This is a genomic window from Eubacterium sp. MSJ-13 (genome assembly GCF_018918235.1).
Taxonomy (GTDB): domain Bacteria; phylum Bacillota; class Clostridia; order Lachnospirales; family Lachnospiraceae; genus Butyribacter.
In genome coordinates this window covers 1-19799 of record NZ_JAHLQE010000012.1, presented here as the reverse complement: position 1 = coordinate 19799, position 19799 = coordinate 1, and the positions used below count along the sequence as shown (strand labels likewise).

Annotated in this window: 17 protein-coding genes; 16 read left to right on the top strand and 1 reads right to left on the bottom strand. The window is 33.0% G+C overall.

Annotation, left to right across the window (positions count from 1 at the left end; all coding sequences use genetic code 11):
* The first annotated feature begins 4 nt into the window (after window positions 1-4).
* The 16 genes from KQI69_RS00525 to KQI69_RS00450 all read left to right on the top strand — a co-directional run bounded on the left by KQI69_RS00525 (window position 5) and on the right by KQI69_RS00450 (window position 18895).
* Entirely contained in the window at window positions 5-748 is a 744-nt protein-coding gene (locus KQI69_RS00525; protein WP_216563330.1) for a PP2C family serine/threonine-protein phosphatase, read from the top strand.
* A gap of 88 nt (window positions 749-836) precedes the next feature.
* Window positions 837-4925 (top strand): protein kinase, encoded by a 4089-nt coding sequence (locus tag KQI69_RS00520; RefSeq protein ID WP_216563329.1) that lies wholly within the window; start codon window positions 837-839, stop codon window positions 4923-4925.
* 60 nt (window positions 4926-4985) lie between these two features.
* Window positions 4986-6035, top strand: a complete 1050-nt coding sequence (locus KQI69_RS00515) for a hypothetical protein (RefSeq protein ID WP_216563328.1) — start codon at window positions 4986-4988, stop codon at window positions 6033-6035.
* A 28-nt stretch (window positions 6036-6063) separates the two neighbouring features.
* Entirely contained in the window at window positions 6064-6663 is a 600-nt protein-coding gene (locus KQI69_RS00510; protein WP_216563327.1) for a hypothetical protein, read from the top strand.
* Window positions 6660-6935, top strand: coding sequence for a DUF1292 domain-containing protein (locus KQI69_RS00505; RefSeq protein WP_216563326.1), 276 nt, complete (start codon window positions 6660-6662; stop codon window positions 6933-6935). The genes KQI69_RS00510 and KQI69_RS00505 overlap by 4 nt, the downstream gene beginning before the upstream one ends.
* 26 nt (window positions 6936-6961) lie before the next feature.
* A complete protein-coding gene (locus KQI69_RS00500) occupies window positions 6962-9433 on the top strand; it encodes a CHAT domain-containing protein (RefSeq protein ID WP_216563325.1) in 2472 nt (823 codons plus the stop codon).
* Window positions 9369-9800 carry a CHAT domain-containing protein gene (locus tag KQI69_RS00495; RefSeq protein ID WP_216563340.1) on the top strand — a complete coding sequence of 144 codons (432 nt, stop codon included), beginning with the start codon at window positions 9369-9371 and terminating at the stop codon, window positions 9798-9800. The genes KQI69_RS00500 and KQI69_RS00495 overlap by 65 nt, the downstream gene beginning before the upstream one ends.
* Window positions 9797-10693: a tetratricopeptide repeat protein gene (locus tag KQI69_RS00490; protein WP_216563324.1), complete on the top strand. Its 897-nt coding sequence runs from the start codon at window positions 9797-9799 to the stop codon at window positions 10691-10693. Before KQI69_RS00495 ends, KQI69_RS00490 begins: the two co-directional genes overlap by 4 nt.
* Before the next feature lie 130 nt (window positions 10694-10823).
* Window positions 10824-12050, top strand: coding sequence for a type IV secretory system conjugative DNA transfer family protein (locus tag KQI69_RS00485; protein WP_216563323.1), 1227 nt, complete (start codon window positions 10824-10826; stop codon window positions 12048-12050).
* A 67-nt stretch (window positions 12051-12117) separates the two neighbouring features.
* The gene (locus KQI69_RS00480) at window positions 12118-12333 is read left to right on the top strand and encodes a DNA-binding transcriptional regulator (protein WP_216563322.1); all 216 of its coding nucleotides are present in this window, start codon (window positions 12118-12120) and stop codon (window positions 12331-12333) included.
* Window positions 12334-12465: 132 nt separating this feature from the next.
* Window positions 12466-13431, top strand: coding sequence for a hypothetical protein (locus KQI69_RS00475; RefSeq protein WP_216563321.1), 966 nt, complete (start codon window positions 12466-12468; stop codon window positions 13429-13431).
* A gap of 305 nt (window positions 13432-13736) precedes the next feature.
* A complete protein-coding gene (locus KQI69_RS00470; RefSeq protein WP_216563318.1) occupies window positions 13737-13943 on the top strand; it encodes a hypothetical protein in 207 nt (68 codons plus the stop codon).
* A gap of 210 nt (window positions 13944-14153) precedes the next feature.
* Window positions 14154-15629: an RICIN domain-containing protein gene (locus KQI69_RS00465; protein ID WP_216563316.1), complete on the top strand. Its 1476-nt coding sequence runs from the start codon at window positions 14154-14156 to the stop codon at window positions 15627-15629.
* A gap of 234 nt (window positions 15630-15863) precedes the next feature.
* Window positions 15864-16760 (top strand): hypothetical protein, encoded by an 897-nt coding sequence (locus KQI69_RS00460; protein ID WP_216563315.1) that lies wholly within the window; start codon window positions 15864-15866, stop codon window positions 16758-16760.
* 637 nt (window positions 16761-17397) lie between these two features.
* The gene (locus KQI69_RS00455) at window positions 17398-17886 is read left to right on the top strand and encodes a VanZ family protein (RefSeq protein WP_216563314.1); all 489 of its coding nucleotides are present in this window, start codon (window positions 17398-17400) and stop codon (window positions 17884-17886) included.
* A gap of 109 nt (window positions 17887-17995) precedes the next feature.
* Complete coding sequence (locus KQI69_RS00450; protein WP_216563312.1) at window positions 17996-18895, top strand: DUF368 domain-containing protein; 900 nt, start codon at window positions 17996-17998, stop codon at window positions 18893-18895.
* Here the strand turns inward: KQI69_RS00450 and KQI69_RS00445 are convergent.
* Entirely contained in the window at window positions 18885-19619 is a 735-nt protein-coding gene (locus KQI69_RS00445) for a response regulator transcription factor (protein ID WP_216563310.1), read from the bottom strand. The two genes, KQI69_RS00450 and KQI69_RS00445, sit on opposite strands and share 11 nt — an antisense overlap.
* Between the last annotated feature and the right edge of the window lie 180 nt (window positions 19620-19799).

Sequence of the window (19799 nt, the reverse complement as noted above, 5' to 3'; positions counted from 1 at the left end):
ATGAATGTTGAGATATGTTGGTATTGTTGATAGAGGATTAGTTCATGAAACAAACGATGATGCTGCGATGCTAAAGCATTCAGTTATACATGATGGTTTTTTTGAGGGGGAGTCTCTGATAGAGGGAGGATTGTTTGCTGTCGCAGATGGTGTGGGTTCTATTGAAAATAGTGAGCTGGCATCTCGTTATGTACTTTATTGTCTTGAAGAATGTAATTCCAGAAAGTCTGAAGAAATAATTCAATGTATAAATGAGGCAAATAGTGGTCTTGTAAAAAATCATTATGGAAATATATTAAGCACTACATTGTGTGTGGTTGGAATATTGGGAAGCCAATTGGTTTCATATAATGTTGGAAATAGCAGATTATATAGGTTTAGAGGGGGCTTTTTGCGTCAGTTGACAAGAGATCATTCTAAAGTTCAGGAATTGCTTGATACTGGGATTTTGAATGAAGAAACAGCAAAAGATTATCCGGGAAAAAATATCATTACCAGATGTTTGGGTGCGGCAGACTTTTCAACTGATTGGATAACCGTTACGGAACATAGGGAGAATTTTAAATACAACGATATCCTAATGTTATGTACAGATGGAATACATGACTATATTAGGATTGAAGAATTGGAAAGTATTCTTTCAGATGATATGTCTTTAAGAGAAAAAGCAAAGATGATAATTCAGTGTGCACATGACAAAGGCGGGCAGGATAATGAAACAGTAGTGCTTATAGAGAAAAATGAATAAACAGTTCACAGAGATTTATCATTGCTGCTTTTATAAAATAGATGATTATTTTTTGATTATGAGTTACGAGCAAGGAGAAAAATAATATATGGATAACAAGGTAAAGAATGAAAAAACAACTGCATTGCCGAACATGTCAGAAAATGTAAAGACGAGTGCACTGTCGAACATGTCAGAAAATGTAAAGACGAGTGCATTGCCGAATATTTCAGAAAATGTAAAAACGAGTGCATTGCCGAACATGTCAAAAAATGAAAAGACGAGTGCACTGCCGAATATTTCAGATAATTCAAATACAGATACATTACTCGCTATGGCTGAGGATGGAAACAATAATTATATGCATGAAGCGGTACATGGAAATACAAGAAAATTTTATGGAAATAATGTCAATAACAATGGCAGTAAAGAAAAAGTAATCGTTAATGAGAGTGGGGAAAAACATTATAAAACTATCGGCAAATGTTTCAATGAAGGTGGAGAGGCTGAATTATATTATAGTGAATGTATTGAGACAAAAGAAAGATATGTTGCAAAGATTTACTTTAATAGAAAATATAATACACATATTGATGATTTTATCGATGCCGTTCAACCTGATTCTAAGGATGGTTTGATGGAAATATGTGATAGAGGATTTGTGGAAGGACAAGGTGATAGGGCGTATATTTTGCCTGATTATTCTGGAACAGAGAATTTGTTTGAATATTTGAAAAGTCATACTTTGTCTGAAAATGAAATAATAGAATTTATAAAAAATATAAGTGAATCGTTAAATATAATGCATATAAAAGGTTATTATCATAGGGATATAACTCCGCATAATATTTTATATAATGGAAATTTGGAAAGACCAATTATTATTGATTATGGACTTATAACTTATGCTAATTTAGCTATAAATGATAATGCGTCAACTGGGAATGTTAAGAGAACACCAGGATATGCACCACCGGAATTTTTTGAATCAAGAGGAGTAAGCGAAAAAGGAGATGAGGTTGAGGCAGATTCAAAATATGATTTCTTTCAATTAGGGGTTGTTATAAGTGATATTTATTGTAGCATGAATTCTGGAAAAGCAGAAAGTTTTTTTAAGATGGATGAAGAAGTTCGTATTGCCTGTAAATATGCAAAATTTAAATTTCCGCCTAACTTAGAAAAAAATGAGAGAATGGTAAATCTTATAAGAGCTTTATTACGGTATAATTCTGTAGAACGTGCGGGATATAGGGAGGTAATGGATTGGCTAGATGGTGCTGTTCTTGAGGTGGATAATCCAACTGAAAAAGATAAAAAAGCTCAGTATATGTATCAATTTGATGCAAAAGACTGCCATTCGGAGGAAGAACTTGCCAGGGCGATGGCTCTTAGCTGGAAGAAGGGAATTGAAGAGGTAACAAGAGGAAGATTAGGAGAAAATTATAAAAATAAATTGGGGATGGAGTATAAGAGCTCATCAGATAGGATTAGTAATATTGAGTATGATTATGAAAATGTTTCTCTTGATATTTCAAAACATGCAGCATTAGCTGAAATAGTCGCTTTATTGGGAAAGAATATGGCATTTGCATGGAAAGGGCGTATTTATGAAGATGAAAATGGAAATACGGATTACAGAGCTGTAGCAGAAGAATTATATAATGATGCTGAAAATGCAGATGGAAATGAGTTCGATGAGCTGATAGGCTCACGTGCCCTAAAAGAGTTACTTTATCCTCAGATTCGTTTTGTAGATGAGAACTCATCTGAAGATGACAAGCAAAATGTAGATTATTATACCTGTATGAAAAATATTGAATATTTAAATAATATGGCAAAAAAATCTAAAAATTTAGCTAAGTATTATTTGGCAGAACTGTGTTATAAAACTGCAGAGAGTGGCAGTATGGACAGTTATGTAATTGATAAATATACGAAAGGGAAAACAAAAAATCTAAATGATTTTATAAAAGATACTTTTTCAAGTGATAATATTGATTTGGCGATGAAAATAGTAAACACTGACAGTGCCGAATTAAGTAATCCGATATTGAAGTTTTTAGTTGATTATAAGGAGAGTGAATGCTTAAAAGCTTGCCTTATAAGTGTGTATGGCTTGGATTATAAAATGCTTGATGAAATTAAGACGGATGGTTCTGAGGTAGAGCAAGTTTTAGAGTTGATCGTATTGTTAGCTTTTTGTGATGATGTAAAGAACAATGCAATAAATATTAAGAAAAATTTTATGCAGACTTGTTATGTTAGAGTGATATGTAATTATATAAAACAAAAAAATAACTGGGAATATATTGACATTACTGGAAATACAAAAGCCAGTGAGTATAAAAAGCGTCTTGATCATGGAGAAGATATTTTAAAAGAGGAAATGGGTGGTTTGGGAGATTGTAAAGTGTTTTGTGCATTTGTAAGACACTTGTATGATTTACAGAACTTAATTGCGGATTTGATAAAAATATTTGTTTATGACAAAGAGATAATATATTCGGGAATGCTTTTATGTACACAAAAACAAGGAACAAATGCATTTATAAACAGTGCTATTGTAGCACAAAGTGAAAAAAGTAATCTTTGCTTGGTGGATGAGAATTTTCTTATTCCAAGATGTGTGGCAGAGACATATTGTAAGGGGAAATTTAAGATTGAAAATCCTAAGCTTCAGAAAGATATAGCAAAGCAATCGGTTGAAGTTACATATGAATATGTTAAAAAGTTTAGAAATACTTTTAGGGCATTGGCGGGAAAGGGATTAGATGGGCTTCTTTCTAAAAGTAAAACAAAAGTGTTTTTTGACTTTGCGGTAGTTTTTTTAGTGGTGTTATTAGGGATTGGTCTAGTGTTATCAGGAATTGTTTTTGCTACAGGTAAGGACTTTAATGGTAATGATTTAAGTAAGTCATATCTGATTGGTCTTGTGGTTTTGGATATGATCTCCGGATGCATTTTTTCTTATGGATGTCGTTCAGACTTGAAAGATATGTGGGATAATATTAAATTATACAAAAAAGGCTGTGAGTTGTATAAAAGAAGTAGAATAATTGAAGTGACACAAAATAAACTCGAAGCAATGGTTGCAAACAACAGGATTGGCAGACTTGCTTCAGATGAAAAGGAAATTGCTAAAATGTCTGGTCTGCTAGAAAAAGGAGTGAGTATATATTTTGAAAAGTACAATTTAAAAGGAATAGATAGTTCGTATAATAAGAGTAGAACTGTAAAATTGATTTTTGTGGCAGCAGTGGCAATGATTTTATTTATGTTTAATCATATACCGGCAAAAAAAGTTTTGGGAGCTATGTGGAATAATAATATAGACAAAGCTAGTTCGTTTTCACAGGAAAGTGTGAAAATGCATGGAGTTATGCGTGCATTTAATTTAAAAGTAACAAAAGGCGTACTTTTTATAACAGAGTCAAATGCTGATAGAAGTCTCATAAATCCATATAATGCTGATGATCTAAACACAAAACAATTTAAAAGTAAAAGACAAAAATATTATGATATGTGTGATGATGCTGATTATGTGATAAGTAAAAAGTTAAAAAATACACTTGATAAGATTGATATTTCAAAATCAGAATATAAAAAAGGAAATGATGCAAATAATAAAGGAAAAACAGAAAAAGCAGTAGTACATTATTTAAAAGTCATATCAAGGGATAGTAATTATGCAAAGGCACAGAAATATTTAAATAAATATTTGAAAAAATTATATGAAAAGCAACAGGTATATATTGAAAGTGGTGATATTAAAGAGCTAAAAAAAATAGCAAAGAAATATAAGAAAATATGTGAAGAAGGGTGTAAAGATTCAAGATTAAATGAGATGTATAAGATTTTAAAGAGTGGTTCAGATGTAAATCAGTTGTCCCAAAAACTTGTAGCTTTACAGTTACAAGATGCAGAAAAAGAATGGAAAACAGATAATCTTTCTAGGATTGTGTGTGAAAAAAGTTCTGTGAGAGGAATCTATTATATTATTGTTGAAAAGAAAAATCCATGGTATTTAAGTATCTTTAGAAAATGTTATGAAGAAAAATATCTGTTTAGTACTTATGGCATATATTCTAGTCAGGAGCTTCCTGAAAATATTGAATTTGAATCAGATGGCGTTGAGGTTAGTGCGAAAGAATTGGAAAAAGATTCTGGTTATAAAAAATATCTTAAATTGTTAAAATAAAATATTAATGTTAAAGCGCTTTGCTTGTAATTATAAAAATGCTTATGAAGGAGAAAAGTTGTGAATAAGGATTCAAGAATTTATTATCGAGAAAGATACTCTGAAGTGATTCATGCTGGGGATGATCCAGTAGAGGTTGTGAATAGTTTGGTTAAACAACTTATGCAGAATGATCCGGAAGCAATGGATGTGGTTTGCAGGGTGATTTATTATAAGTTTTATGATTTGGCGGTGCGTTATGCCCAGCAATCAAAATGGACATCGGATTATGTAGATGTAATCTTAAATGAAGCATGTGAAAATTTTTATAGGATGTGTACTAGAGGATTGGATGAGTCTGTGCTGACTCAGGGAGTATTTGGACTATTGTATAAAGCAGTGTATTATGCGTATCGTCATATAATAAACGAAAATATAAAATATTCTCAAAAGACTCAATTTGAAAATGATGATGCTGATGATATAGAAAAAATTAATGCAAAGAAAAATCTGGAAGATAATATTACATCAGATGTTTTAGGGGATGTGCTTACAAGGGAAGAAGATGCTTGTGATAAAAAGGTAATTGATTTTTTCAGGCAGGCATTGATGGAGAATAAAGAAATTCCATATCAGATGATTACATATTGTTATGCGTCATTATTACCTATGATGTTTAAGGAAAGTAGTGACGATCTGTTTAAAGAAAATATAAATGACTTGTCATCAAGAGGAAAAGGACATTCGTGGTTTAAGGATGGAAAGATTGGTGGAGATATTAATAAAAATAGTTCTATTCTTTTGAAATGGGCGGTAGATGCAATGAACGAGAAAACTACTGGCTTTTTAAGCGAAGAATTCGAAAATTTATATCAGAAGGAACCAATAGTTGGAATGCCGTTTTCTTGGGGAGTGTCATATCAACTTGCTTTAAAGGAGGAGCAAAATGGAAGGTTAAATAAAGATATTGTGATTACAGATGAATTTGATATATTGCGAATAAAAAACTGGCCTTCCAGAGTGGAAATGAGATTATATGAAGATACAAAGAAACGGATGTATCAGGACAAAGAATTCCGAAAATCAGCAGTTGGACGAGCTGAAAAGATTATTTATGATTTGAGCAGATAAAGGAAATGTAATTGGAGGTGACAGGGATATGGAACATATGGCAGAAAAACAAATTAATAAGTTGACATATTTTTATTTAAATAAAAAAATTCTAACAAATGATTTGGTCGAAGTTAAGAAACATATGGCACAATGCCAATCTTGTTATGAAAAGTTTTGCGTTAGTGTTGTTGCAGCACATGAATTGGGGGAGAAAGGCTTTTTTGATTTGTCTAGATTAATTGACGACGGGAATTATGAGAAAGATAATTTTTTTGTTCGAATAAATAATCTTAAGGGGAAGTTGAAGGTATCGGTTAATCAGACATTAGAAAATACAGTAGCAAAACTTTGGAATTTTACACCAGAATCACAATCTGCAGTCGCTAGAGGGGCGGATAACAAAGATAGACAAGTTTTTGTCAATAATTTGTCAGAATATTCTACTATTTTTACACAGGAAGACTGCTTGAGTGTTCGATTGGATGATGAGTATTTTAGCGATAGAAAGTATGAGGCTGTGTATATTGAAGATGGAGAAAAGACAATAATTCCATTTACATATAATGAAATGGAGGAGTGTTTTGAAGTTGTTATTAAGGTTAAAGATAGTGAATATGAATTGATAATTAGGGAGATTAAAGAATGAAAATTGAGGAATTGGCTGGAAATTATTGTACTATGTCTACAGAAGAAGAGGATTTTGAAGTGGAGATATGTGATACAGTAGAGTTTGATAATAAGTCCTATGTTTTTATGCTGCCAGTGGATGAACCTGATTCAGAAGATATTTATATTGCACAGGAAAATATAAATGGAGATGTTTGTGAATATTATCCAGTGGAGAATGATACGCTTCTAAACACTTTGTTTGAAATATTCAAAGAAAGGAACAGTGAACAGTTCAAGTTTGAAGATTGATATTTTTTGGTGGGGAGCGATTGTATATGTTTGGGAAAAAGAAAGATTTAAAAGTAATAAATGAAGTTATTCGATTGAATGATGAAGCTGTTTGTGCAGAGGAGCAAGGTAATATACCTCAGATATTGACTTACATTGATAAGGCATTGGTAATGTCTGATAAAATTAAACCATATTATCTTATTAAATGGATCGTAAGATGTAATCATACCAGATACCATCTTCTGTATGATCCAAATGTAGACAGAAAGCGGTGCAAAGAGAGATATATATACTTAAGAAATATTGTAAAAACTGATATTTCTCAGCAACAATTTAAAATAATTAAAGAACAGTATAGTATTTTGTTAACTGATCTAATGTCATTGACACTTGATGGAACATCAAGTGAATTGTTTGAAAGCCTTTTAGAGGAAGTGATTACCCTAAGTAAAGATAATGAAATCGGAGAAAAACGAAGAGAGTATTTGCAGATTATGTATTCAGGATTGGCGGCTTCATATCATATACAAATGGGAAATTATGCTGTGGGACTTCATTACGGAACAATGATCTTAGATAAGATAGAGCATGATGATGAAATTAGCACTTTAAATTTATTTTTTTTAAACCAGTTAATATTTACTTATGCAGCATCAGGGCAAGGGGATCATGCTATTGATTTGGGAAGATTTTTGTATGTTAAATATTTAAAAGATGAATTACAGATTGATAATATGGATGAGATTCATCGAATGCTTTGCGGTTATACGATGTCATTAACAATAAAAGGCGAATATCGTTTAGCCTTTCATATTTTGAGGAAGGTATTTGATAAAGGAATTGTGAATGATTTGGATGGCGGCACATATTTATCAAATTTATATTTTCTGCTTATAGAGGTTGCCGAAAGATGCAAAGTTACATTAGATGATAACATTTATCAAAATGCAGAGCAGTTGCTAGAAAAAAGAAAGCAAACAAAGGATTTTCGATCTGAATATGTAACAGAAAAAACAGCATTGGATTTGATTTCAGCATTGCTTTCTAAAATGCAGAAAAAAAATTATATTGAATTTTTAGATAATGTGTATGATAGATATATGGAAGAGGGATGTCCGGAAGGAGAATTTGTTGCTTATTTACCACAAATGGTAATGTTATTGAGGGAGTATGGAGAATTAAAAGAAGAAACAAAGTTAAAAAACTGTGGCAGGCATTTGATGGTTCAGTTATATAAATATATTCAACAATGTCAGTATTATATAGACAATGACAGGATGTTGGAGGCACTTGCAAATGCGGAAGGTGCTTTTGTGTTTGCGTACTCTTCATTAGTAAAAAATATGCCCATTGAGGTTAGGTTTGAATATATATTAAATTATAAGAATTTGTTGCCAACGATTGTAAGATACAGAGATAATCAGATAAGTAACAATACAGAACTTTGTGAAATTTTAAAGGAAGTAAATAATGTTAAGGATTTGATCGCACAAATGTCTAGTAGTTTATTTTCTCAGACAGCAAATAAAGAAAATATAGAAGATTTACAGGTTAGATTAACGGAATTGGGAAATCTGTTTTCTGCAAAATATGGAAAACGCAATAAGATACCACATTATTCTGTTTATGAGTTTGAACGGAGCGTGCCAGAGCATTCCATTGTACTGGATATGTTCTTTTCGAAATCAGATTTATATTTGCAGCCTATAGAAGACATTGTGCAGTCATATGATTATGATATGTTGGAATGTTTTATTTGGATAAAAGAAAGGGAGCTTACTTTACAATATCATAAAAATGAAAACATTACGGAGTTAATGGAAAGCTTAGAGGAGTTTTTAAAAGTGGTGCAAGATCCTCATCGAAAGTATAGAAAAAGAGCAGGAGATGTTTATACTAAACTATTTGGTGATTGTATGGATGATGTTACCAGGATAGAAACGATTTATATTTGTCCACATACGGTAGATGCAAATGTGCCATTCGATGTTGTCCTTATGCAGAATCCTAAATTGCAAGGCTGTAAGATAGTATATATGCAGACTATGAGAGAAATATTTTATCGTAATGAAGATTCAAAACTAACTGATATTTGCATTGTTGGAAATCCAAGTTATAGTTTAAAAGACAACTATTCAGAGGATATTAAATCTGGAAAAAGAGGAATGCATCTTGTACCGTTGCCTTTTAGTGAATATGAAGCGAGAAGCATTGCTAATATATATGGCAAAGAATGCTATATTGGGAAGAAAGCAATGAAAGGCTGTATTAAATCTGGTTATCGAATGTTTCATATAGCTACACATGGATTTAAAGAAAGGGAAGATATAGAAAATGTGTGGTATTCAAGCGCTTTATCCTTTGCCGGAATTGTAGATTGGATGGATTCGGGAATTGAGCGGGGAGAATATGGTAATGGGATATTGACAGCAGATGAGATAAGTAGGTTGGATTTGGGGGGGGACGGAGCTGGTTGTTCTTTCGGCATGCAATTCGGGAAACAGTTTATTATATAGTTCGAATCACCTTGCTGGGTTACATATTGCTTTTGCGGCAGCAGGTGTTAATTATATTGTCTCTTCATTATGGGAGGTTGATGATTTTGCTACCGCAGTGTTAATGCAGTTGTTTTCAGAAGAATGGAATAATGGAAAATCTGTTGAAAAATCTCTGCTGGATGCGAAAGAGAAAATGCGAAATATGACAGCAGGCGAAATATATTATTATATTGCTAGGAATGATGCGATTGACAGTATTCCAAATGAAGTGTTGGATGATATTTTAAGTATGGATTCAGAGCGACGGATATTTGATGCACCTTATTATTGGGCTGGATTTGTTTGTTATCAAAATATGTTTAAGCAAGAGGTGGAAAACAAATGAATATAATAAAGAAAATATTTAGTAAAAAACAAAAGAGTTTAAAAGAAGTAGAAAAAAATAAGACGATAATTGTAGACGGAGAAGAAGTGGAATTGCATCAGGAAGCAATAGAACTTCTTAATATTTATGAGAATAATATTGAAGCTGCACGAGATGAGAATGGGGAAGCCCAGTTGGAAGTTGGTAAGGCTTTAAAAAAATTTGCAGATTATTATTGGTATGGGATGAATAGGATTGACGAAGCAATTGATTGGCTGAAAAAAGCAGCAGACAAGGGCTACGGAGCAGCCTATACGCAGCTTGGTATGTACTATTATAGTGAACGTTATGAGAGGTTGGATTATGAAAAAGCATTGTCTCTATTTCATAAAGCGTTACAGTTAGGTGATGCAGAGGGAGTGTATCAGATAGGATATTCGTACCAAAATGGATATGGAGTAGAAAAAGATTTATATGAAGCTTTTTCATGGTTTTTAAAGGCCGCTGAATTAGGGAGTGGGGAAGCAATGGAGGAAGTGGGGATTGCATATTATGAGGGGAATGTTATAGAAGAAGATAAAGATAAGGCGTTTCAATATTTGTCAAATGCTTTAGTAAAGTGTGAATATCACTTAAAACATTTTTATTATTATCTTGCGCTTTGTTATATGAAAGGTGAAGGTACAGATAAAAATCCAAAAAGAGCTGTAGAAGTTTTGGAAAGAGTAAGCAAAAAAAGTATTTCAAGAAAATATGATGAAGAGAGAAATCTGTTGGCATATTGTTATGAAAACGGTATTGGGACGGAAATGAACATAGAAAAAGCAATGGAAGTGAGAAGGCAACTAAAGAATAGTGAAAAATTTTGGGATGATTTTGCAGCTATAATGATTTCAGATAAGAGTGCAGAGTGAAATTTGTGATTAAATAATATAATAGAGGATCTTGAGTTTTAAAAGGAATCAAGATCCTTTTTGAGTTTTTTGAAAAAAATAATGGATATATCAGTATAAGGATTGTCAAGAGAAATGAGGTGTTGCAAGTATGAAATATGACAAAATGATATTAGGAAACGATTTTTCAGTGACAATGGATTGCAATGTTACTCAGACAAATAATAATGTAATTGTTGTTGGAACATCTGGATGTGGAAAATCTATGAGTATTACGGAAACAAATCTTTTATATACAGAAGAGACGAGCGTAGTTGCATCTTTTGCTAAGAGAGCTAGAGTAGAAAAATACATTCGTTTATTTGCAAATAGAGGGTATGAAGTGATTGACCTGAATTTTGCGAATCCACTTCATTCTGCCATGGGATATGATCCTATGGATTATATAACTTCATATGATGATATTTCTTTTTTAGCACGAGCAATTGTTTCGATGGATGATAGGGGAAAGTTGGGAAAAGTTGATCCGTACTGGGATCAGACAGCTATTTCATTACTTTCAGCATTGATTGCCCATGAAGTTATATTAAAGGATAAAGCAACAATGAAAGATGTTATAGATTTATTTCACAGACTGAAAATTACCAGTTTAATGGAGGTAGTTACGACTTCATTAGATGCAGATTTTGATGAGTTGGAAAAAAGAGATTTCTATAGTTATGTAGTAACAATGTGGAAAACTTTTAAAGCATGTCCATTACGGACGGCACTTTGTGTGCTTTCATCGCTTTCAGCGATTATTGATACGGCTTTTTGTGGAGAATGTATCAATATATTAAAGAAGAAAGAAAAAATAGATTTTGAGAAAATATCTGAAAAAAGGGTGGCTGTATTCATTACCACTTCAGCGGTTAATCCGGCTCTGAATGTGTTTGTGAATGTCTTTTATAGTCAGATGTTTAAAGAATTGTTTGAAGTACGAGAAAAAAATGCGGAGGTTGGTATTCCAATCCGGATTATTTGTGATGATTTTGCATGTGGTGCCAAAATATATAATTTTCATGAATATATAAGTATATGCAGGGAAGAGAGGATTTCTATAACAGTTATGCTGCAAAGCGAATCGCAATTACAATCTATATATGGTGAATACGAAGCACAAACTATTTTAAACAATGCAGATACTTATGTATATATGGGTGGCAATGATGTACGGACAGCTGAGCATATAGCAAAGCGAGCTGGGAAAACAATATTTGAAATATTGTATATGCCGGTGGGGAAGGAAGTGATTTTTCGAAGGGGGGAAAGTGGACCAATCTTGGTTGACAGATATGATCTGCTAAATGATAAAAAATATTTGAGTGTATTTTCATAATATTGAGTTTTTTTCACTGATTCTTCTGATATATGGTTAGAAAGACAGGAAGGAGAGTTTGTGGATTATGGATAAACACAGTTTAAGAATTATTTTGATTCAATTAAGAGATGCAACGGAATGGTCGCAGAAATATTTTGCAGAATATTTTTACATTCCAAGAAGAACATTGCAGGAGTGGGAGCATGGAAAGCGTGGGATGCCAGAATATTTGCTGAGGCTTATTGTTTATAAGTTGGAGAATGAGGGAATTGTAAAAGGTTTTTCAAAAAAATTCAGTTAACGGTGAGTAAAAGTTGAGAAAAAGATGATGTAGTATTAAATAAAACAGGAGGTGAATTCGCTACGAAGGATGAAATTAAAAGGAACAGAACATAGTATAACAGATATCAACGGAAAGGACAAGGTGATAATTATGAAAAAAAATGTTTTCAAAAAACTGATCAAGGGAGTAGTATGTGTAGCAATGGCATTAGCAGTATCTATTACAGGAGTTCCGATTGTTGGAGGAAATGCTGGGATTATCACTGCGACTAAAACAGCAGAAGCAGCTACGGTGACAAACAGATTGCCTATAGTGACTTATACTAGAAATATATCGGGTAATTTAACGACTTATTCTGATACTTCATTGACAAAATCGGTAGGCTACATATGTTATTACGATCGTTGTACAATTTTAAATGTTTATAGTAATGGTGTGGTAAAAGTAAGCTATCCTGTAAGAAAAGGTACACGTACTGCGTATGCGCCGATGTCAGGGTTCTTTGGAAGTAATGATTTTGGGACAAGAACAGCGAGTGCGGGAGCACGCAGAACAGTATACAGAAAGAGCAGTGGAAACGCTACAATTGGAACAGTTTTCTCTACGGACGATGTTACAATCGTAGCACTTGATGTATCATCTTGCAGAACCCAGATTATATATCCAACATCATCTGGGTACAAGCTTGGTTGGATTAATGGTCTTTTTAAAATTGCAGATGGAAATAGTAACAGTAATAATAACAATCAGAATAATGGTGATAGTTTTGTGTCACTTCGTGCAAAATATCCTAACAATTCTTTATGGAACGGCAGTTATCGGGGAAAAGCATGGCAGTGTCATGGCTTTGCATTAACTTTAGGCTATGAAAGGACAGGAACGGATCCATATGGATGGTCAAAGGTCTATAACTTAAATTCATTGAAGCCGGGCGATATAATAGTGTGTAAAAGACCACATACCATTATGGTAACTGGAGTATCTGGTAATACAATTACTTATGTGGATTGTAATTGGGTTGGAAAGAATAAAGTAAGATGGGATCAGACAATAGGGCGTTGGCAGATCACCTCAAAATTTGGAAGTTTAAAGTATGTAATGGTTAGTCCAAAATAACAGTCTTTAGAACAATAATCTATATTGATAAAGCAAATGGCAAAATGCTCAAATTACTAAAAATGCTAAAAGAACTGTTAATAGTAGCTATGTATTAGGTTATGCAATACCGAATTATTGATTGATATTATATACTTTGAACTGGAAACAATTTGCTCTAGTGTCTATTCTGTCTGTTGTTTTAGGGAGAATAGGCACTAGTTAAAATAATGAAAGCACAAAGTAGTATTTGACAGAAATTCAACTATTAATTTGACAATGGTAGACTTGAAAGTATAATAAGTCCATGAGAAGGAGGGATTTATATGGGATTGTTTCAGAAATTGCAAGATGAAAAAAAGCGTATTGAATTTGCGAGTTTAATGGGGGATACTCCTGATTTTTCAAGATTGCGACAGATTGCAGCTGCATTTAATGAACAAAATGACACTAATCTGAATATTGCAGGGACAGATAAAGAGTTATGGAAAAGTATTTCGCAGTATTTTAGAGAATTGTTGCGTGATAGTTAATAGAAAGTGGTGAGTGCAATGCGTGTTGAAAATCTGAAAGAGGATAGTAAATTTATTGTTGTAGTCGGGGTATGTGAAACCAAAGCTGATAAGGTGTTTTTTCAGTATTGCAAAATTGGGTAAAATTATTGGGGAACAACATACGAAAATTTAGCCAAGAATAATAATAGCAAAATATTTTCAAGAAAAGAGAAAGGAAAGGTGAAAAATATGAAAAATAATAGAAAGTATTTTCTTTTTGCAGCTTTAACTTTTGTAATGTTTATTGGTGTGCTGTTAAACGGAAGTTCAACAAGAGCGGATGCTGCTACAAGAAAATGTTACACAATCAATACATCGAACACAAGAGTATATTCAGATACAGCATTGACAAGGGGATATGGCTGGATTTATCCTACAGATCAGGTTTCGGTTATCCTTGTTACCGGAAGATATTCAAAAGTTTCATATCCGGCAGGAAATAGAGTTAAAACGGGTTATATATCAACAGGAGCTATCTTAACAGCAACAGGAGGAACAACATATACATCATCAGGAAGATTTACAACTTACAGAAGAGATAATACAGCAAATACATATGGATATGTTGATACAAATGATAGTGTAATGGTACTTGGAACAAGAGGTTCGTTTACACAGATAAAATATAATATTGCAGGCGGATTTAAGTATGCATTCGCTTGGACATCTGATGTGGACAAGTATGTGAAAAAGATAGGAAATAGTGGTGGAAATACAGTATCAGTTCCAAATGGAACTTATACATTGGTTTCAGCGTTAAATAATAATTATGTAGCGGATATATCAGGTGGAGACACTTCTTGTGGAGCAAATTGTCAGCTTTATCAAAGCAATGGAACAGATGCTCAGAAATTTAGATTTACTTATAATTCAGATGGTTATTATACAATAACAAATATTAATTCAGGAAAGGTGCTTGATTGTGCAACTGGAGGCTCAGAAGATGGGTTAAATATATGGCAGTATGATTCAAATTCAACCTCAGCACAGCGTTGGAAATTAACAGATGTTGGTGGTGGATATTATACAATTACTTGTAAGTGTAATGGTAAATGTATTGATGTATCTGGTGGGAATGTTTATGATGGTAATAATATTCAAATTTATGAATCAAATGGAACAGCAAGTCAGAAATGGAAATTAGTAGCTGTAGGAAGTTCTTCATCTGCTACAGTAGCTCAGAGAATTGTAGATTATGAATTAAGTCAGCTTGGAATTGGAGACTATAAAGGTAATAATAATGTTAAATATAATACATGGTATTATGGAAAAGCAGTATCAGGCAGTGGGCATGCTTGGTGTATGGCATTTCAGGCATATTGCTGCAATCAGATAACAGGTTCTAATAATGCTGTTCCAAAAACTGCAAGCTGTACATACGCAGTAAATGAATTTAAAAAGAGAGGACAGTTTTATTATAGTAAATATTATGGAGGAAACTATACACCAAAGGTAGGAGATATTGTTTATTATACAAATGGTTCAAAATACAGTTCATGTCATGTAGGAATGATTATATCAGATCCAGTTAATGGCTACTTACAGACCGTTGAGGGAAATATACAATGTAGTGATGGAAATTGGAAAGTAGTCAAATTTACAAAGAATGCAAAAAGAACAATTAATAATAGTTATGTATTAGGATACGCAGTACCAAATTATTAATAATCGTATAACAGCAAAAAAGGTTTAAAGGCCTGAATAACCATGATTGAGAATATATTATATTGTGGATGTTCAGGCTTTAATAAATTTTAAAGATATATTGCAGCAACAGATAAAAGATGCTATTATTTTATATAAGAGGAAAATATTCTTAAGGTAGAGGGGAGCAACAAGAATTTATATATTGATTTTACTTGAAATATAGATTCTTATTGGAAAGATGGAGGAAAATGAATGGGGAAAGAAAATGACATTCAATGGCATTTGGGATTTTGTGCCGCAATGGAATTAGAGTTGAGAGAGTATGCAGACAGGCTGGAGTTTCACAGAGAATATCCACTCAGTAGAAAGCCGTTGCTTATAGATCTGCTTGTGGTGGAAAAATCAGAAGACTTTGAAATATCAAATGAAATAGGTCAGATTTTTCAAAAGCATAACATTATGGAATACAAATCAGAAAACGATACACTAAATGAAGATACATATTTCAAGGTTATGGCATATGCATATTTGTATAAGAGCAGTGAGAAACATGTAGGTGATATAGATATAAACAGTGTGACGATTACATTTGTAAGAGAAAGAAAGCCTGAAAAACTTTTAAGATGGTTTAAAGATAATAACTACAAAGTATATGAAAAAACAAGTGGAATATACTATGTAGAAAAAGACGGATTTGTAAAAACACAAATTGTAGTGACAGCAGAAGTGGGAGAAAAAGAGCATATATTTTTAAAGACATTAAAAAGAGGTTTAAAGGAAAGTACAGTAGATGTATTTTTTGATGAAGCGTTTGCACTGAAGGAGCCATTTGAAAAAGAGTGTGTTGATTCATTATTAGGAATAATGGTATCGTCAAATCAAGAATTATTTAAAAAAATAAAGAATGGAGGGGATGGAATTATGAATGAGGTATTAAGAGAATTTTTTAAGGACGAGATAAAGGCAAATGAGGAAGAGGCAATGAGCAGAGGCTGGAAACGAGGAAGAGAAGAAGGAAGAGAAGAAGGCAGAATTGAAACTTTATATACAGATTGCAATATGTCAGTGTCTGATATAGCGAAGAAAGTGTCAAAACCAGAGGAGTATGTTAAAGAGATTATCAAGAAAATATCAGCGGCTTGTTTATAAACGGATGCTAACATCTGTAGAAATACAGTAGTTGCACATATAAATAAAAAATAAGTCGTTTATAATGTACCCTATAAGGTGGACACGACAAGCTAAAGGGATTGTTTGAAATGTTGATTACCGCTAGGGAAAATAATATATGTATGCTAGGTCTGAAATAACTGATGGAATCCCAAACTGTGGACACTTTGAAAAAGGAGATACCCAAATAAATGGACACACATGCTCTTTGTTTATTAACCAGACTGTGGACATATAGTAAAGGGGAATATACAGAAAAAGTGGACATAAGAAATTGGTATAAAATGTGCAGTTTTTTTATATTTTTTGTGAATTAAATTACTATATTGTCTGAATTCCTGTTTTTCTTCAAATTCCTTAAAATATATTATAAGAAATACAAGATATGCAATACAGAATGAAAATTTACCCTGCGTCAAAATAAATACAGCGAAAGTTATCCATTTTTAGGATATATTGCAGTAATCGATAAAAGATGCTATTATTTACATATTCCGCTCAGTAGAAAGCCGTTGCTTATAGATCTAAAAGATAAGTTGTTAAAATCAAAGGGACAGGCTGTCTAATATAATGACAGTAAGATTAAAAATATTTTTGTAAAGGAAAATAGAAAAATATGAAGAAAAGCAATTTAAAATATATTTTTTTGATAGCTGCAATTATATGGATGTGTGTGATTTTTTGGTTCTCAGCACAGCCGGCAGTTGAGTCTACACAGATGAGTATGACATTTGGGAAAAAAATATGTAGTATTTTTGTGCCGGGATATTCAAAGTTTAGTGATGAAAAACAATATGAGATGGCAAAAAGTATTGAATTTCCAGTAAGGAAGTCAGCGCATGCATCGGAATATGCTTTGCTTGCGATGCTTTGGTGTGGTTATTTTAAATATAAATTAAAAAAAGAAAAGGTTATAAAATTAAGATTTGTATTTCCATGGCTTATAGCAACCTTGTATGCGGCAACAGACGAATTTCATCAGCTTTTTGTGCCAGGAAGGAGCTGTCAGTTAAGGGATGTTATGATAGATTCGGTGGGGGCAGCAGCAGGAGTTTTTATCATATATGGCATCTTTTTGCAACAAGCTGCAAAGAATTGGGATTAGTATGATGGGATATGGAGAGAAAATTTAACAATTATTTAGAAAATCATCTCCTGTTTGTTTAACTTCGGTAATTAAAATTACTGTTATTAAACAGACAGGAGGTATTTTTATGTTAAGAGAATTAGTAAATGGTTTTTGTATGGCACTTGCTGACAGCGTGCCTGGTGTATCAGGAGGAACGGTGGCGTTTATAATGGGATTTTATGATAAGTTTATAGGCTCTATAAACAGTCTTGTTTTTGGAAATCTTGATGAAAAGAAAAAGTCAATAGTCTATCTTGTGAAGCTTAGTTTTGGTTGGATCATCGGAATGCTTATGGCTGTTGTGGCTTTGTCGGCTTTATTTGAAAGTCATATTTATGCAGTCAGCTCATTATTTATTGGATTTATAGCTGGTGCGATACCGCTGATAATAAATGAGGAAAGGGAAAATATAAAACAGGTTACAAAAGGTATTGTGTTCTGTTTTATCGGAGCGTTGCTTGTTGTTATGATAACTTTTTTAAATGGCAGGTCAGGAAATGCATCTATGGATTTAAGTGTTTTTTCAATAAGTGTTTCTGTTAAATTGTTTTTTATAGGAATGGTTGCGATTTCTGCGATGTTTCTTCCGGGAATATCAGGTTCTACGCTGTTGCTGATATTTGGAGCATATATTCCTGTTATTTCGGCGATAAGAGGTGTTTTGGCATTTAATATATCATATGTGCCAGATCTTATATTTTTTGGATGCGGTGTTCTTGCCGGAGCGGTACTTGTTGTAAGGATTATTAAATATTGTCTTGATAGATTTCGTGTACAGACTGTGTATATGATCATTGGGATGATGCTCGGTTCATTCTATGCTATTGTTATGGGACCTGTGACTCTTAAAGTTTCACAGCCACCGCTTAGCTTTGGAAGATTTAATATACCGGCGGCTGTGGCAGGCGTGGTACTTGTATTTGGTATGCAGGTGATGAAAGATTCATCAATGCTTCAGAGGAAAAAGGAAAAGGCTACTTATTAAGTCTGTAGCCTGCTCCCCAGACTGTTTCAATAATTTTTGGATTCTTGCTGTCATCCTCGATTTTTTCACGGATTCTGTTTATGTGAACCATGACAGTTGCACTATCGCCCATGTAATCATATCCCCAGATCTTTTCAAAGAGCTGTTCTTTTGAAAATACTATTCCTGGGTTTTGGGCGAGAAATTTTAGAAGTTCAAATTCTCTGTTTGGAAGTTTTAATTCCGTGTCTTTTTTATAAACTATCCAGCTTTCGGGAAGTATCCGTATATCCTGTATTATTATTTCGTTGTTATTGCTGCTGTTATCAGCGGAATCAGAAGTTTCGGTATTATTATCATTGAGTGATTTTTTTAGGCGTTCGTATTGTCTTAAATTAGCATGTACTCTGGCAACAAGTTCAGCAGGGTCAAAAGGTTTTGAGATATAGTCATCAGCTCCAAGTGAGAGTCCTTTTATCTTGTCAAGTGACTCTGTTCGTGCTGTGACCATGATAATCGGAATATCGATTTTTTCACGAATATTTTTGCAGATATCATAGCCGTTGATATTTGGAAGCATAAGGTCGAGCAGTATAAGGTCATATGTATTTTTTTCAAGCTCAGTATAGACAAGATTTCCGTCAGATATTATCTTTGTTTCAAAACCATATGCTTTTAGGTAGGTTTCTTCTATCATGCTTATATCTTCGTCATCTTCTATTATAAGAATCTTTTTTTTCGTCATTTATCTTTCCTCCATTATTCTGAAAATTGCAATATACATTTATGTTGTTTATAATATTTTTATTATAAGTTCTCAATATTTTTTGGGGAAGTTCCAATTTGTTAATCAGTAATAAACTCAAGTTTATAGTCAAGCGGATATTCGCAATCCGCTTTGCTACTTGCTCATAACACTATTAGC